The following is a 16,602-nucleotide window of genomic DNA, read 5'->3' on the forward strand; positions in this document are numbered from 1 at the left end:
TGATAACCAAATATATAATTATGTCAACTATATTATGTTAATATTAATCTCACGCACGGTAAATAAATTAAAAAATATAAATATATTATTTTTCTTATTTAGTACATAAACTAATAAAAATAAATCGTGCGTAGAAAATTTTCGAAACTTAATAAAAACTTGGGCGGGAGCTTTAATTTCTAATTAAGATTAAAAAATAATAAAAATCGTATTATATAAATGATGCTATAAAATATAATGGGCGGGGTATGTATATAAAATTCATTATTTTTTATTACTGCTAATAAAAATTGTTCGCTAAAATGTATAGCAAATGAATTTTTATATTTAGCTTTCTAGTATTTTAAAATTATTATTTAATTATATCAAAAATATATTTAGGATCAACATAATCGCATAACCACACTTTGTTTTCAGACAAATAAAATTTAATACCATCTTCATACATTTTCTTAGAATTAATTTTTATTATTGCAGGCTTTCCATGACGCTCTCCCACTTTTTTGGCAATATCTTCTGTTAATGATAAATGCACATGAAGTCTTTTCATTTTTTTAATACCATATTTTTTTATGCTATCTATATTATCAATGGAAGTACCATGAAATAAAATATCTGGAGGTTCTTTCTCTTCAAACTCTAAATCTACATCTATACTATGTCCTTGATTCGCCCTTATTAAAGTATGATTTTCATTAAAACTAAATCTCTTTTTATCATTGTATAATACTACTCTTTCAAGTATTTCTTTATTTATATTTCTTCCTGCAGCTTTTATTTTTTCTATTAATTCATAAACATTAGCCCATCCGTCTTTTGATAATTTAATCCCTATATACTCTGGTCTGTGCCTTAATACCATACTTACAAACTTACTTATTTTAACTTCATCTTTAGTTAGTTTATCATTTTTCATTTTTATTTCTCCAATAAAAAACAATAATACTATTTATTAATTATGTCAACTATATTATGTTAATACTAATATTTAATAAAGATTTATTCAGCCCGCCCGCCCCCCCCAATCTCTTGTAAAAAAATTATTTTACTTGTAAAATATATGCAAATTTTTTACTTAAATAAAGGATATATTTATGTCTGTTATAGGTTTGTCTGGAAATATCTTATACGAAAATAGTTCTATACCAAAAGCATTTATTAACCGTTCCTATGTTGATTCTGTTATAAGATCCAAAGGAGCTCCATTTATAATGCCGATTACAGAAGACAAAGATATTATAAAAAAAATGGTAGAAAATGTTGATGGAATAATAATGACAGGAGGAGTTGATATTCACCCATTTAGATTTAATGAAGAGCCTATAGAAAAAATAGGTACTATATTAGCTGAAAGAGATGAATTTGACTTTACATTAATGAAATATGCTGTTGAAATGAATAAACCAATACTAGGAATATGCCGAGGCATACAGGTTATCAATGTATATTTCGGAGGCACATTAATACAGGATATACCTAGTCAAAGAAATACTAATATACTTCATAGTCAAACAGCAGAATATCATACAGCAACACATAAAATTCAAATAGTAAAAGATAGCATCATTTATGATATCTTAGATGAAACATCTGAAGTAAATAGTTTTCACCACCAGGCAGTTGATAAATTAGCTAAAGATTTCAAAGTAACAGCTACGGCAAAAGATGGAATAATAGAAGCTATAGAATATAAGAAAAAAGATTCTTTTATTTTGGGACTGCAATGGCACCCTGAATTAATGAGTTCAAGAATAGTAAAGATGCAGAATATATTTGACATGTTTATAGAAATTTGCAGATCAAGAAAGTAATTTTATATTATTCTATATGTAATCATGGCATTCATATCAAAATATAATGTTGCAGGAAATTCCGGATGTCCCAAATATTGTCCTATTCTCAAATTTACTTCTGTATATATTCTATTTATGAATTCATACTGAAGATGAGCATAAGCACCTATTGAATGCCATAATTGCTTGGTATTATTCATATAAGCAAGCATATAATTAATTCCAACAGTCAGAGGCATTAAATCAAAAAGAAGCATAGAATCTAGTTTATATGATATATCATTTTGATCTCTGATTAATAATAAATCATAGTCTAAATAATATTTTCCATATTTATTATAGGCATATTTAAAAGTAAGACCTGCCTGAAGTGTTAATCCACTTCCCTCAAACAATGATTTCAAAAAACTTACCTTAAATGTAGGCGTAGCTTCCGCCTCAAATGATATGTTGGAAGTTTTAGGAGCATTTGCTATTGCATTAGTACCGAAATCATCACTAGGACTATTAAAATTTACAAAACCTCTTTTAGCATAAGAAAGATAATAGTTCAGCATCGAAACTTTCACATCTATATTGAAATATTCTGATATTGAGCTGTTTACAAATATGGTTAGTCTATTCATTTCAGCACTAATATGATCACTAATTCCCACATCAGTTTTTATTCCTTCCCAAATATATCCGGGAAAAACATCAGAAATAAATCTATAAAAAAGCATAATCTTTCCGCCGCCGTCTAAATACGGACTAAAGCGTCCGTTTAAATCTGCACCTATATAAAGTCCGTCCTGAAGATTAGTTTGAGCGGTTAAAGGCTTAATTATTATTAATGCATATATAATTGTAAAAATAAATAAAAATTTTATTAGCTTCATTTAAAAAAACATTCAGTATTATAATTATAGTTTTAATATTATAACATTTTATAGAAATATGTATACACTATTAAAATTAATAAATCACAAAAATAAAAAAGGAGCTAATTTTAGAAAAAGCCCCTTTATATAAATATATATTGAAAATAATAAATCAATTTTTTACAGGTGTTACAATAGTATCTTCAAAATCATTGTCGCTGTAAGTTTCATCATCAGAATAAGCCTCTTCAGCACTCATCAAAAGATTGGAATCATCTTCATCTTGTTTTTTAGATTTCTTTTTTGAAGAAGAATTTTCAGAACTTTCCTCATCATCACTATTTTCTTTTAATGCCTCTTTGCTTCCGCCGTTTTTCTGCTCTTCTAAATACTCGGCAAGTTTTTCTTTTACCTTATCGGCTCCGCCCATATTCAATGTTTCTCTTATTTGTATCTCAAGCTCCATACGCATTTTAGGGTCTGATGCTAAAAGTTCTCTTACCTTCTCTTTACCCTGAGCAATCTGTTCTCCATTATAATAGAACCAAGCACCGCTTCTAGTGATGATTTTTGCTTCCATAGCTAAATCTATTAAAAGCCCCTCAGATGATATGCCTTTACCGAATATTATCTCTAAATTAACCACTTTAAATGGAGATGATAATTTATTTTTAACAACTTTTATTTTTACTTTATGCCCTATAGTTTCATCGCCTTTTTTAATCCATTCAGTTCTTCTTATATCAAGTCTTACAGATGAATAGAATTTCAAAGCCTTACCGCCTGTAGTAGTCTCAGTAGGTCCTGCACCATAACCTGTAGTAGCAATATTTTGTCTTAATTGGTTAATAAATATTACCGCAGTATTTGTATTGCTTATTATAGCTGTTAATTTTCTTAAAGCATGGCTCATAAGTCTAGCCTGTAAAGCAATATGAGCATCTCCTATATCACCAGCAAGCTCTGCCTTAGAAACAAGTGCCGCAACAGAGTCCACAACAACTATATCAAAAGCAGTAGAAGAAACAACCTTTTCTAATATCTCCAAAGCCTCTTCACCGCTATTAGGCTGAGATATATATAAATTATCAATATCTACCCCCAAAGCACTGGCATATACTGGATCAAGAGCATGTTCTGCATCTATAAAAGCGGCATACCCTCCAGCCTTCTGAGCCTCTGCTATAATATGTAAAGTGAGTGTAGTTTTACCAGAAGCCTCATGTCCGTAAATCTCTATAATTCTTCCTCGAGGAACTCCCCCTACTCCTAAAGCATGGTCAAGAGTTAATGCTCCTGTAGAAATAACATCAACATTAACTGTTTTATTACTTCCAAGTCTCATAAAAGAACCCGGACCATATTTTTTATTTATCTGATCTGTAATAGCTTCAATAGCTTCATTTTTACCGTCTTTTTTTACTTCAGCAGTTTCCTTCTTTTTAGTAGCCATATTAAAAAATTCTCCTAAAAACAATATAATAATACATTGTATAAAAATACATTGTTTTTGTCAAGTTATTTGTATATAAAAATTGAAAAAATTAAGATATATAATATAAAAAAAAGCCCCTTATAACAGGAAAACTAGCACCCAGTTGGGTTGACTTACCGTTGCTTCCTTCCGAACCTGGCGGATTCATCATCAACTGCCGTAGAGTCCCGTTATAAGAGATGTATAAAAAATAAAAACATATATACGGAAAGAGTGGGATTCGAACCCACGGTGCTGTTAAGCACACACGACTTCCAATCGTGCTCCTTCAACCAGCTCGGACATCTTTCCTAATATAGCAACGTGCCTGAGAAGATTTGAACTTCCAACCTTCAGAACCGCAATCTGATGCTCTATCCAATTGAGCTACAGGCACTTAAATATTTTAGTTTAAGAATTATAACATAACTAATATTTTTTTGCAAATATTAATTTTAGCTTAATGATTAAATTTATAGTAAATTAATCAAATAAACCGTCTCCGAATTTTAATCCCAATTGCACTCCAAAATCAAGTGAAGCTAAATTTCTGCTGTCAACCATTACTGTTTCAGCACCGCGTAAATCTATACCAAAGTCTGTTCCGACATAAGCACCGAGTAAAAGAGCAAAATTATCATGTATATATATAGAATAATCAAAAGTAAGTTTAACATAAGTAATAACTGAATTTTTCATTACATTTTTCATATTATTCATATCATAATGACCATCTGTTTTTGTGGTTGTATTTCCTGAAGTAAGCTCCATCGAATGTGTCAGATATAGAGGTAATTTTACTCCTATTCCTAATCCAAAAGCAAATTTATCATAATGAAATTTAGGAAGTATTCCTATAGATAAATTCTCAAAAGTATAATATTCTTTTTTCTTATAATCTATATTATTTTCTTTATATGAACCAGACAATCCGAATGAATCATGAGAATATCCCAAATCTAATAATAAACTTATTCCTATATCTCCATCAGATACTGCATATCCTGCCTGAATATTTACTCCCGCATCAAAACCAACTGTACCGCCGTCTTTTTTATAATTCTTTTTATAATCCTCAGTAGCAATATTGGCAAAACTAACATTATAAAAACCAAAACTCATTCCTATAGGAACCATAACTCCGAATTGCCAGCCGCTTGCTGCAAATGATATCTTAGCAAAAATAAAAATAATTGACAGTATAATAGTTATTCTCTTCATAAAAATACTCCAAAATAATAAAATATAAATTATACTTCAGGCATATCTATTTTTTTAGCTTCATGCCATAATTTATCAAGATTATAATATTCTCTTCCTTCCTCAGTAAATATATGAATAACCAAAAAACCATAATCACTTAAATACCAAACCCCTTCAGGGTCATTATCGTTTTCAGCATAAGGAAGAACCCCATCTTCTTTTAAATCCTTATAAACAGCATCGGATCCTGCTTTCATCTGAGGCGAAGAAGAAGCTGTAGCTAATATAAAAAAGTCTGAAATAGTTGTTACATCTTCTAAATCTAATATAACAATATCTTCAAGTTTCTTATCATATAAAGCCTTAGCTGCTTTTAATGTTAATTCTTTAGCCTTATCTTTATCTATAAACTTTTTCTTTCTTTTTTTAAGTTTTGTTTCTAAAAGTTCATTTGCATTATCATTTAATTCTTTATTTTCATCATTGTGTAATTTCATAGTAATCATTCCCCAAAATTAATACAGCATTATTTAAAACTCTTCTGTCTGTTTTAGCATATACTCTTGTTACCCTGCCTTCATTAGCAACCATAAATGCTTTCTCAATTTGTCCGTCTCTTATAAGAACAACACTTTCATTGAGATTAGTACCAAAATTGCCGTATTCTCCTGCAGAAAAACCTCTGTAACGCATTCTAATATTTATTCTGTCAGCAAGACCAACAACTGTTGTAGCATTTAAAACCGTTAAACTTACATCCTCATTATTCAATTCGCTTTTCTGTGTCTTAAGCTCAACATACAATGTTAAATCATCCATCTGCTTAATAAAAGCACTTCCATCAAATATAGGAGTCAAAATACCATTATCAGAAACTCTTGCATCAATATTTTCTATAACCAATGTTCTTTCATTGCTGTTTGCAAGTATATTCATAATAGCCTTCATATCAGGAGGTCTCAAATTACTTTTCATACTTCCAAATATGGCTTTTCTCATATCTTTAGAATGAATAATATTTCTAAGCTGAGGACTTTGTATCAATGATATCATAGAATTAACTATAACATCTTCCAATCTGTATAAAGTTTCTATATCCTCATATCCTTTCATATTCAAGTAATGCAAATATGATATTACTTTTTTTCCTGTAAAAAGCCACTCGCCTATATCGAATGATAGTTCGTATCCTTTCTCCTCATCTTTATAATTAATAGGCTCCTCAACATACATTTTTACTCCGCCCATTAAGTCTATAATATCAGATATTTGATTATTATCAATAGCTATTCTATAAGTTATTTTTTTATTCACCGAATTTTCTATTGCTCTGAAAACGGCATTTTCTCCGCCATTTTTATATAACTGTTCAATAACTTCAGCTGAAGAATTATCATTCTCCCATAATGCTATATTTTTAGGCAAACCTATTAAACCTATCCTATTATTTAAGCTCGATATTATACCTACATAAGCACCATAAATATCATTATTATCATCTATAAATAAAACTGAAAAGTATAAAGGAGAATCATTTTTTTTAGCTATGTCCAACTTACTTATAAAAAAATAATAAAATATCCCAGCAATAAATAATAATGAAAATATAACAGCAAATATAATAAGCATAATAGATTTTTGATTAGCCTGACTTATCGTTTTTATACTTATATTTTTTTCATTTTTATTCTTCATTTATATATAATATATTATGTTAATTAAGTTGTCAAATATATTTTTATAAAAGAAACTATATTGTAACTATTGAAATTGTTAAAGTTTTAATATAATATATACTATATATAAAAATAATGGATTTTATAATGAATTTTTTTAGAAAAATTATTTTTATTTTTGGATTATTACTGTCATTAATATCTATAAATGCATTAATGGCATGCAAAAATTCAAAAAAAGAAAAAGAAATAGACAAAGATTACTAATTATATGCTTTTTGTAAAAAATAAAATTATATTATTAATGATAATACTGCTTTTTAGTATTAATGCATACTCTATCACTATAACAATACTCCCTTTTGAAAGTGCTGATGAAACTTGGATAGAAGAGTATAAAGTAGATGACGGTATTCCAAGAGTATTGGAAGATTCTCTGATAAATAAAAAAATGCTCGATGTTACAGATTATGATTTGTTAATATCATATTTCAGTTCTTATGATATTGTAGCATCATATAAAAGTATGCAGACTAATTTGCAGTTGGCATCTGATTTTATAAAAGAAACATTTAATTCTGATTATATCATTACAGGTGAAATATTAAATTTTAACTTAAAAAAGGGTGGTAAAGACACAGCAAATGTTGAGTTTAAAGTTAATCTCATAGATATAAAATCCCTCAAAATAGTAAAAACATTTAAAGATAAAGGAAATTATACATTACCTAACAGCAGCCCTGTTTATTCAGCAGAAGATGCACTTTTTACAGAAACAGCATTGGGAGCAGCATCTGCTATAGCATTAAGTAAAATAGCAGATAGCATAACAGAATATCTAGGAAATCCTCCTTTAGTAGGTATAGTAACTAGAATAGAAGATAGTAAATTATATATAAATCTTGGTAAAAATAATAATATTAAAATCGGCGATGAGTTTAGTATATACAAAAGAGATAAAGTTCTGCAGCTTCCAAATTATCAAAATAATTCAACAAATAATATAAGCAATATACCAAAAATACAATTTGCTGACAATACAGAAAAAGGATATATCTCTGTAAGAAGTAATGAGAAAGGAGATGTTTGGTACACGAGCGAGATGCTCTATAAATATAGATTCTACAAAAATGAAGAAACTTTTATAACATCCGCTAAAGTTGTAGAAATCTATGATTATTATGCTATATTAGAAAACAAATCAGATGAAGTAATAGAACCTATGATGATAGTAAAAATAAAAGAATAGGAGCTCAATTGATGATATCAAAACAAAATGTTTTATATAACGAAATTGAAAAAGATGATTATTATATATATATAAATCAAAAAACTAATAAAGGTATATTTACACCTTATTATAAAGGAAGCGGCAATAGCTTTTTATATGATTTCAAATTAGATATATGCAGAACATTTCATAAAAATGCCAAATCCTACTCTATAATAGATATGTCATTAGATGGAACTAAAATTATGACTATCTCAGTTACAAGCAATGACTCGCAAAATAATGTATTTAAAATAATAGAAATAGGAACAAATAAAGTATTGCTTGAAATAAATAATCTTTATGTATATGAGGCTTTTTTTACAGGAAATCCTAGATATATATTCATTAGAGCAAGAGAAGTAAATATAATGAAGGTATTTGTATATGATGTGCAGACAAAAAAAACTATGTATACATTAAAAGAAAATATATTTATTAGAAGCGGCTGCTTTAATGAAGAAAGAATTATATTTACATATCCTTCTATAACAGAAAATAGAATTATAAACTATTTAAATTTTAATACTTTAACTGAAACTAAAGAATTAATAGGATATTCTGAAATAAAAGTATCTAAAATTTTTGATGCCTCTAATAAAGATTTACTTTTAGTAGATAATGATCAATCAGTTTCTTTGTACAGTAATAAAAAAATAATTTGGAAGATTCAATTTCTTTCATTTATCAATCATTATGTAGGAGGATTCTTTTATCTAAAAGAGGATAATAAAGTATATTTAGATACTCCTGCTATAATACAAGAGAAAATGTCTGATAACAAAATTGATAATATGGTTTTGTATAGAATAGATGCCTATTCTGGTAATATAGAAAGTGTACAATTACCGGCTAAAATAAAATATAAAAAATTTACGCATATGTTTGATTATAAATTAATAGATGCAACAGGAAATATATTTGATGTAAGAGATAGAACTGCATATTCTTTTCCTATAAATACACATAGATAATTTAAAGCTATTGATTTTTAAAAAAAACATTATATAATAATTATTATGTTAAGATATATATTAATACTAATTTCAATATTGATAATCTCTGTTTCATGCGATGAAACAACAGATACTAAAGAAACATATAGTGTAGGTAATGAAACAAAAGAGCTCTCAGCTAAAGAATATGATGTGTTGATAAATAAAGGCACTGAAATGCCTTTTAGCGGTGAGCTTTTAAATGTAAAAGAAGACGGAATATATACATGCAAAATATGTGATACTCCATTATTTCGTTCAGAATCAAAATTTAATTCTGGAACAGGTTGGCCTAGTTTTGATGATGCCATATCAGAAAACATAAAATTAGTACCTGATGGGGATAGAATGGAAGTTGTATGTGCAAAATGCGGCGGACATATGGGACATGTATTTTATGGAGAGGGATTCACCGAAAAAGAAACTAGATATTGTATTAATTCTGTTTCTTTAAATTTCGTCAATAAATTTACAAATGAAAATTCTGAAAATAAATAGTGTTTTGAATTGAGATAATAAAGAATAAAATAAAAATCTCGGAGTTAAATACATTATGATAAAAAAAACAATAATAACAATCTTATCTTTATTATCAATTATTTCATGTTCTGAAAAACTTAACAGTCAAAATATTAATGATAAAGGTAACAATATGGATAATAATACTACAGATATGCCTGAAAATGTAAAGTATGCATATTTTTCTTCAGGATGTTTCTGGGGAACAGAATATTGGTTTGAAAAATCAAAAGGTGTTCTTTCTGTTGTAAGCGGATATGCTGGAGGACATAAAGTAAATCCAACTTATAGAGAAGTATGCACAGGACTTACAGGGCATTTAGAAACGGTTAGAGTGGCTTATGATCCTGAAAAAACCACTTATGAAGAATTAGTAAAACTTTTCTTTGAAACTCATGATTTCACTCAAAAGAATGGACAAGGACCTGATATAGGATCTCAATATTTATCTGCTATTTTCTATCAAAATGACGAAGAAAAAGAAATCGCAGAAAAATATGTTGCTATGCTAAGAGAAAAAAATTACGATGTTGCTACAACTATAAGACCATTTAAAAACTTTTATGAGGCAGAAGATTATCATCAGGACTACTATGCTAAAAAAGGATCTATGCCTTATTGTCATTTCTATACAAAAATATTTTAATGAAATTTAATTATTAAAAATAAAATAGACTTTAAATTTAAAATTTAAAGTCTATTTTTTATTTATCACTTACTTTTTAAAGTTATTATCACTACTTCAGGATATGCAAATAACCTAAAAGGCATAAGCACAGCACCTATTCCCGAACTAACATAAACTTTCATATTACCATAATTCATAAGTCCGTAAACAGCTGGAAAAATAGGATATTCTCTATTTTTATTTAATCCCTCCCATACCCACATAGGAAGAAAACTTATTTGAAGTCCATGAGTATGTCCTGAGAAAAAGAAATCTATAAACTCACTATATCCTCCGTCTTTTGCTCTTTTCAAAGGTATATTGGGTTCATGCGATAAAAGTATATGAAAATCCTCAGCTTTAACATTACTAACAGCAATATCAAATCTAACATCATCTGTTAAGAAATCACCTACTCCGCCTATAGATATATATTCTCCCATTTCATTTGTTATAAATAAAATATTATTGTCAATCACTTTAAATCCATTAGAATATAAAGCATTAGAAACATCTTCTGTACTTTCCCAATTATCATGATTGCCTAAGACAGCATATTTTCCGTATTTAGCTTCTAAACCTTTTATGCCGTTATAGAATTTATCTGTATTTTTTTTATCATAATGGCTAAACTTATGAGGAGCACTGTAAATATAATCTCCTCCAAATAATATCATATCAGGTTTTTCATTCATTATTAAATCTGACATCTTCCTTACATGACTTTCCGGTATATAAAGCCCCGCATGCATATCTGAAGCCAAAGCCAATTTTATATTATCAAAACTTTTAGGCAGATCCTCAAATTCCAAAGTAATATATCTTACCCTCATAGAATGTGCTGTTTTGTACATATATAAATGCAATATAAAAATAAATAATATAACTATTAAAAATATTATTTTGTTTCTTTTAGATATTTTCTTAAAAAAATTCATCTCTAATCCTTAACCTCTATATGTAATTATAATTAGCTATTAAAAGAGATAGTACAAATGATAATAATACTATACATAAACTAAATAATATGAATTTAATACTAAATATCATAAAAATAAATATTATTACAATAGATAATATTACAGAAATAATAAAAGATAAAGCATATAAACTATTTAACAATAAACTTTTATTAAACTTTGATAATCTCCTATATAAAACAGATAATACAGATGAAGATAATAAAGCAAGTGAAAAAGCTAATACTATTATAAGTAAAATAGCAGCATTTCTAATTGAGGAAGAATTTTCAATATAATATGCTTTATCAGATGAAACGACTTTTAAATCATTTTCATTTATAGTATAGCTAGCATTTAAAAGAGAATATATATCATCATTCTTAGAAAAAACAATTATGCTTTCATTATATGGAGATTTATCACCTTCTTTAAGATATATAAAACTATTCATAGCAGTGATATCTCCTATAATATCATAATTTTTATCCTTCAAATCATATATACCGCTTACATAAAAATATCCTGTTTCAAGCCAGCCTCTTGATGCCTTTGCTATCAATGATAATGCATCACCTATTTTTAAATTCAAGTAATTAGCTAAATCCTTACCTATTATAATTTCTCTTTTGGGACTTTCAAACATTTCTCCTTCTATTATTATATTAGATAAACTTAATCCGCTTTCTAATATATTTTTTTCATAAGCATAAACTCTTGAACCTATACTTCCAGTCCTTATAACAACACCCGCAGGAAAACTCAATACTCTTTCTATTTCAGCATATTTGTCATAAGAATAAATTTCATTAAAAAGAGTATTAGTTATATTTTCATTATATATAGAGCCGTTAAATAAAAATGTATTTTTTGATGTTTTGTCTTTTACTATTCTAACAATATTTTCTAATTTTTCTATATTTGAATTATCATTCGCAGATGAAATAAATGACAAATATAGTAATATAAACCCTATCGTATAAGTAAATGCTAATCCGAATATAATCAATATATTCTTATTTTTTTTGTATTCTTCATCATTTTCTATAAATAATTTCTCTAAAATGCTGTATTTTATATTAGCAGATATGACGGATATTATGTTAATAATAAGCATAGAAATATATGCATAACTAAATACAAAGTCTTTTTGATAGTATAATTTTATAATTATAAAGTATATAATAAATGATAATATAAAACCAATGAATGAAAATAATACTTTATTTTTTAATACAGTTTTATACTCATATATTGTTTGCGAATTAATAAATATAAACACAGAAAATAAAGAAAATAAATATATTAATAATATGCAAATATTAAGTTTGCTATTATCCTGATTATTATCATTATCTCCTAAAATATCTTTTTTAGAATATATAGAAAAATCATTTCCGTAAATTTCTTTTATATCATTGTCATATTTTATTAAATTTTCATTTTTAATATTCTTTTTTATATATACTTCTGTTGCGGCATTTTCTAAACCAGTGAAATTATTTAAATTATTAATATCTATCAAAGCATAATTATAATTTAATTTATCACATACCTCTATTACAGTATATTCTTCTGCATTATAATGTCCTGTTTTTGTAATGAGTTTTAATATAACTGTATCATTAGTTTTGATATCCAATATAGAAGATATTGATTTGCTTATTATTATAGAATTATTAGAATCAAAATTTTCTAAAGTATAGTCGGATAATATATTAAAAACTTTTTCATCATTTTGTATATCAATTCCATTTATAACAATTTCTTCTTCGCCTATATGAGATATTAAACTAGCTCTGTATTTTAATCTTGATGATGTATAATCTGTTTTGAATATTTCTTTTAACTTTTCTTCTTTTTGAGAATAATCAAATATATAATAATCATCTAGTATATAATCTCTTAAAGGCATATAATTAGTGTTCATTATATTTATATTACTTAAGGAAGTATCATAATTGTCTTTAGATACATAATTAATAGACAATAATGCCATTAATGTAACTATTATAGATATTAAACAAACTAGTATATTAATTTTTTTCATAAACTATCCATATAAAAAACTATATTTATGAGATTATATCTTAATAGTAATTTTTGTAAATAGATAATATTTATAAATAATAAAAAAATTGATTATACAAAAAATTATATTTTTATATATAGTATTTTATTTGTGAATTATTGTATATTTAAAATAAACAAATTATATTTAGCTATATTTTTAATTTATACATAAAAATATAGCTAAATTAATATCGTATATAATTATTCTGATTTTCTCATTTGAGGGAAAAGAATAGTATCTCTAATACTAGCTACATTTAAGAAAAGTATAGCCATTCTGTCGATACCTATTCCAAGACCGCCAGTAGGAGGAAGTCCGTATTCTAAGGCATTAATATAATCCAAATCCATATCCATAGTCTCATCTTCGCCGCGGGCTTTTGCTTTTAACTGTTCTTCAAAACGTTCTTTCTGATCTATTGGATCATTAAGCTCGCTGAATCCGTTTGACATCTCCATTCCGCCTATAAATAATTCGTATCTCTCTGTAATATCTGGATTATCTGGATAAGATTTTGAAAGCGGAGAAACTGCCTTAGGATAATTAATAACAAATGTAGGCTGTATTAATTTCTCTTCTACTTTCTCTTCAAATACAGTAACCATTACTTCCCATTTAGAAGGTTTATTTTTAGAGGTATCTATTTCTATTCCTATAGATTTTGCTTTTTCTATAGCTTCATCATCTGATTCTATAGCATTAAAATCTAGCCCAGAATGTTCTTTAACCAAATCAACCATAGGTACTCTTGCAAAATGAGGTTTAAAGTTAATTTCATAATCTTTATATGTTGAAGTATATTTGCCGTTTAATTTATAGCATACTTTAGAGAATACTTCTTCTACTAATTCCATAACATTATAAAAGTTAGCATAAGCCATATACGCTTCCATCATAGTAAACTCTGGATTATGCTTTGTTGATATTCCCTCATTTCGGAAATTTCTATTGAGTTCAAATACTCTGTCGAAACCTCCTACTATTAATCTTTTCAAATAAAGTTCTGGTGCTATTCTAAGATAAAGTGTCATGTCCAAAGTATTATGATGCGTAACAAAAGGTTTTGCCTTAGCTCCGCCTATTAATGGATGCATCATAGGAGTTTCCACTTCTAAAAAATTATTTTCTATCATTACTTCTCTTATAGCAGATATCATCTTTGAGCGTTTAATAAATGCCTCTTTTACATCATCATTCATTATTAAATCAACATATCTTTGTCTGTATCTAAGTTCTGTATCAGTGAGTCCATGAAATTTTTCAGGCAATGGATTTATGGATTTTGTAAGAAGTGTTACTTCGCTTGCATATATAGTTATCTCACCTGTTTTTGTTTTAAATACAGTTCCCTTTATTCCTACAATATCTCCTATGTCTATTAACTTTTTAAATACTGTATTATAAAATTCATCGCCTACCTTATCTCTTTGTACATAAGCCTGAATACTGCCTTCAGAATCTTTTATAGTTAAAAACGAAGATTTGCCCATAACTCTGTATAGCATAATTCTGCCTGCTATAGCAACTTCTGTCTGATTCTTTTCTAATTCATCAAATTTTTCTGCTATTTCCTTTGATTTGTAAGTTACATCATAGCTGTTTGGAAATGGGTTGATACCCATATTTCTTAAAGTGTTTAATTTCTCTTTTCTGTTTTCTTTTTCTACACTAGTATTTTTTTCATTTTGTGTATTTTCAGAATTATTTTGATTTTCTGACATTAAATTATCCCTCTTAAATTATTTGTTATTTATAATGAAATAACATGAAAAATATTGATATAAATATATATTAAAAACGAAAAAAATTCTATAAAAAATTAACATTATTGAATATATTAAATAAAGTTAATGAATGCTAGGAATCACTTTACAATATTAGAAAATATATTATCATTAATATATGAATAATAAATTAAAAATTATAAAATATAAAGCTATACTATTTTTTATAGGACTGATATTTTTATCTGCATCATTTATTATAATATATATTAATTTTAGATTTAATGATGACAATATAATAAAAGTAAATGCCAATGTAGAGAGTATTGAGTATTATGAATACGGAATTATAAAAAAACAAAAATTTGCAAATGTGATTTATAGTTTTATTTATGAAGGAAAAGAAATAATGCTTACAAATTCATATTTGGAAAATTCAGACAATAATATTTCTGTAAATTCTACAACTGAAATACTTTATGATAGAATAAGCAACACTATAGTAACTAAGCCTAGTATATATACATTAATTATAGCATTTATATTTATAATATTTGCTATAGTAGTAATTGTATTTGCCTTTAAATTAAAACAAAACAATATATATGTATCACCTAAACTATAGAAATAAATTTCTATAATAAATAGCTGATAATTAATTTAATAAATCATCAGCTATTTATTTTTTATTTATTGTTGTTATGAAGCCTACAACTACAATTATGGTGCTTAACTAATCTATAGTATCAGTATTATTGGTATTAACGGTATTAGCAGACTTGTTTCAAAAGTACTTGACAAACAATTTTACAAGTTTATTATTTTATGCTAAATTAAATAATATTAATAACGATTTAATTAGATGTTTTACATGTTGTATAAATTGTATGTTTAAGCTACAAAGTTCTTTCGCCTGCCAAAGGCACACAGAGTGAGGCGTACTGCGTATGGTTCTTTTATAGCAATACAGAAAAGTACCTTGCCTACGGCACGCAGAGCGTCGGTAAAAGAACTGGGGTTTGGCACGACTGTGTGCTTCTAAGCAAAGATCCAACTATAATTTAAAAATATTAAATAAAAATTTATAAATCTAGTTTTTAAACAAGTCTAGTATTTGTGTTTACTTCTGTATTATCAGCTTCTTTAGAAATTGCAGCTTATTATATTTATTATACTAATTAATATTAAAATAGAATTTTAAAAAAATTTAATAAGATGATATCATATTAAATTTTTCATGTCATAATTTTTCTATTTTTTCTATACTAAGTCCTGTTAATTCGCTTATAAGATTTAAATCCATATTTTTATTTTTCATATTTCTAGCTAGAGAATATTTTTCTTGTTCTATACCTTGTTCTATACCTTGTTCTATACCTTGTTTAATT

General features: G+C 26.7%; 15 protein-coding genes, 2 tRNA genes, 1 other RNA gene and 1 pseudogene. 6 read left to right on the forward strand and 13 right to left on the reverse strand.

The window, feature by feature from the left end:
- Positions 1 to 352: 352 nt before the first annotated feature.
- On the reverse strand, positions 353 to 916 hold the full coding sequence (locus A966_RS13000; RefSeq protein WP_008726367.1) for an RNA 2'-phosphotransferase: 564 nt from the start codon (positions 914 to 916) through the stop codon (positions 353 to 355).
- 178 nt (positions 917 to 1,094) lie between these two features.
- Between A966_RS13000 and A966_RS13005 the strand changes: the two genes are divergently transcribed.
- Positions 1,095 to 1,811, forward strand: coding sequence for a gamma-glutamyl-gamma-aminobutyrate hydrolase family protein (locus tag A966_RS13005; protein ID WP_008726369.1), 717 nt, complete (start codon positions 1,095 to 1,097; stop codon positions 1,809 to 1,811).
- Between the two features lie 2 nt (positions 1,812 to 1,813).
- Here the strand turns inward: A966_RS13005 and A966_RS13010 are convergent, their stop codons facing one another.
- From A966_RS13010 to A966_RS13040, 8 genes are all read right to left on the reverse strand, one after another.
- The gene (locus A966_RS13010; protein ID WP_008726371.1) at positions 1,814 to 2,671 is read right to left on the reverse strand and encodes a hypothetical protein; all 858 of its coding nucleotides are present in this window, start codon (positions 2,669 to 2,671) and stop codon (positions 1,814 to 1,816) included.
- A 154-nt stretch (positions 2,672 to 2,825) separates the two neighbouring features.
- The gene (gene recA, locus A966_RS13015) at positions 2,826 to 4,106 is read right to left on the reverse strand and encodes a recombinase RecA (RefSeq protein WP_008726373.1); all 1,281 of its coding nucleotides are present in this window, start codon (positions 4,104 to 4,106) and stop codon (positions 2,826 to 2,828) included.
- Positions 4,107 to 4,226: 120 nt separating this feature from the next.
- An RNA gene (ffs, locus tag A966_RS13325) (signal recognition particle sRNA small type) lies at positions 4,227 to 4,321 on the reverse strand.
- A gap of 32 nt (positions 4,322 to 4,353) precedes the next feature.
- A tRNA-Ser gene (locus A966_RS13020) sits at positions 4,354 to 4,439 on the reverse strand.
- Between the two features lie 11 nt (positions 4,440 to 4,450).
- Positions 4,451 to 4,524: transfer RNA gene (locus A966_RS13025), tRNA-Arg, on the reverse strand.
- An 86-nt stretch (positions 4,525 to 4,610) separates the two neighbouring features.
- Entirely contained in the window at positions 4,611 to 5,348 is a 738-nt protein-coding gene (locus A966_RS13030) for a hypothetical protein (RefSeq protein WP_008726376.1), read from the reverse strand.
- A 29-nt stretch (positions 5,349 to 5,377) separates the two neighbouring features.
- On the reverse strand, positions 5,378 to 5,827 hold the full coding sequence (gene rsfS, locus A966_RS13035) for a ribosome silencing factor (RefSeq protein WP_008726378.1): 450 nt from the start codon (positions 5,825 to 5,827) through the stop codon (positions 5,378 to 5,380).
- Positions 5,811 to 7,025, reverse strand: coding sequence for an LCP family protein (locus tag A966_RS13040; RefSeq protein WP_008726380.1), 1,215 nt, complete (start codon positions 7,023 to 7,025; stop codon positions 5,811 to 5,813). The genes rsfS and A966_RS13040 overlap by 17 nt, the downstream gene beginning before the upstream one ends.
- A 252-nt stretch (positions 7,026 to 7,277) precedes the next feature.
- Here A966_RS13040 and A966_RS13045 point away from each other — a divergent pair, with 252 nt between their 5' ends.
- Genes A966_RS13045 through msrA form a run of 4 tightly spaced genes read left to right on the forward strand, consistent with a single transcriptional unit; the run spans position 7,278 to position 10,436 of the window.
- On the forward strand, positions 7,278 to 8,255 hold the full coding sequence (locus A966_RS13045) for a hypothetical protein (protein WP_008726384.1): 978 nt from the start codon (positions 7,278 to 7,280) through the stop codon (positions 8,253 to 8,255).
- 11 nt (positions 8,256 to 8,266) lie between these two features.
- Complete coding sequence (locus A966_RS13050) at positions 8,267 to 9,250, forward strand: hypothetical protein (protein ID WP_008726387.1); 984 nt, start codon at positions 8,267 to 8,269, stop codon at positions 9,248 to 9,250.
- A gap of 45 nt (positions 9,251 to 9,295) precedes the next feature.
- Positions 9,296 to 9,769, forward strand: a complete 474-nt coding sequence (msrB, locus tag A966_RS13055; RefSeq protein WP_008726388.1) for a peptide-methionine (R)-S-oxide reductase MsrB — start codon at positions 9,296 to 9,298, stop codon at positions 9,767 to 9,769.
- 55 nt (positions 9,770 to 9,824) lie between these two features.
- Positions 9,825 to 10,436 carry a peptide-methionine (S)-S-oxide reductase MsrA gene (gene msrA / locus A966_RS13060; RefSeq protein WP_008726391.1) on the forward strand — a complete coding sequence of 204 codons (612 nt, stop codon included), beginning with the start codon at positions 9,825 to 9,827 and terminating at the stop codon, positions 10,434 to 10,436.
- 65 nt (positions 10,437 to 10,501) lie between these two features.
- On the opposite strand, the gene A966_RS13065 is transcribed toward msrA, so the two are convergent.
- The 3 genes from A966_RS13065 to lysS all read right to left on the reverse strand — a co-directional run bounded on the left by A966_RS13065 (position 10,502) and on the right by lysS (position 15,211).
- Positions 10,502 to 11,395, reverse strand: a complete 894-nt coding sequence (locus A966_RS13065; RefSeq protein WP_008726393.1) for a metallophosphoesterase — start codon at positions 11,393 to 11,395, stop codon at positions 10,502 to 10,504.
- Between the two features lie 16 nt (positions 11,396 to 11,411).
- Entirely contained in the window at positions 11,412 to 13,466 is a 2,055-nt protein-coding gene (locus A966_RS13070; protein ID WP_008726395.1) for an ABC transporter permease family protein, read from the reverse strand.
- A gap of 224 nt (positions 13,467 to 13,690) precedes the next feature.
- A complete protein-coding gene (lysS, locus tag A966_RS13075; protein ID WP_008726397.1) occupies positions 13,691 to 15,211 on the reverse strand; it encodes a lysine--tRNA ligase in 1,521 nt (506 codons plus the stop codon).
- 181 nt (positions 15,212 to 15,392) lie between these two features.
- Between lysS and A966_RS13080 the strand changes: the two genes are divergently transcribed.
- Complete coding sequence (locus tag A966_RS13080) at positions 15,393 to 15,839, forward strand: hypothetical protein (protein WP_008726400.1); 447 nt, start codon at positions 15,393 to 15,395, stop codon at positions 15,837 to 15,839.
- A gap of 615 nt (positions 15,840 to 16,454) precedes the next feature.
- Here A966_RS13080 and A966_RS14070 read toward each other — a convergent pair.
- Positions 16,455 to 16,602 (reverse strand): annotated as a pseudogene (locus A966_RS14070) (Rpn family recombination-promoting nuclease/putative transposase); the annotation flags it as partial.

Origin of the sequence: Brachyspira hampsonii 30446 (assembly GCF_000316195.1) — a bacterium.
Lineage (GTDB): Bacteria > Spirochaetota > Brachyspiria > Brachyspirales > Brachyspiraceae > Brachyspira > Brachyspira hampsonii_C.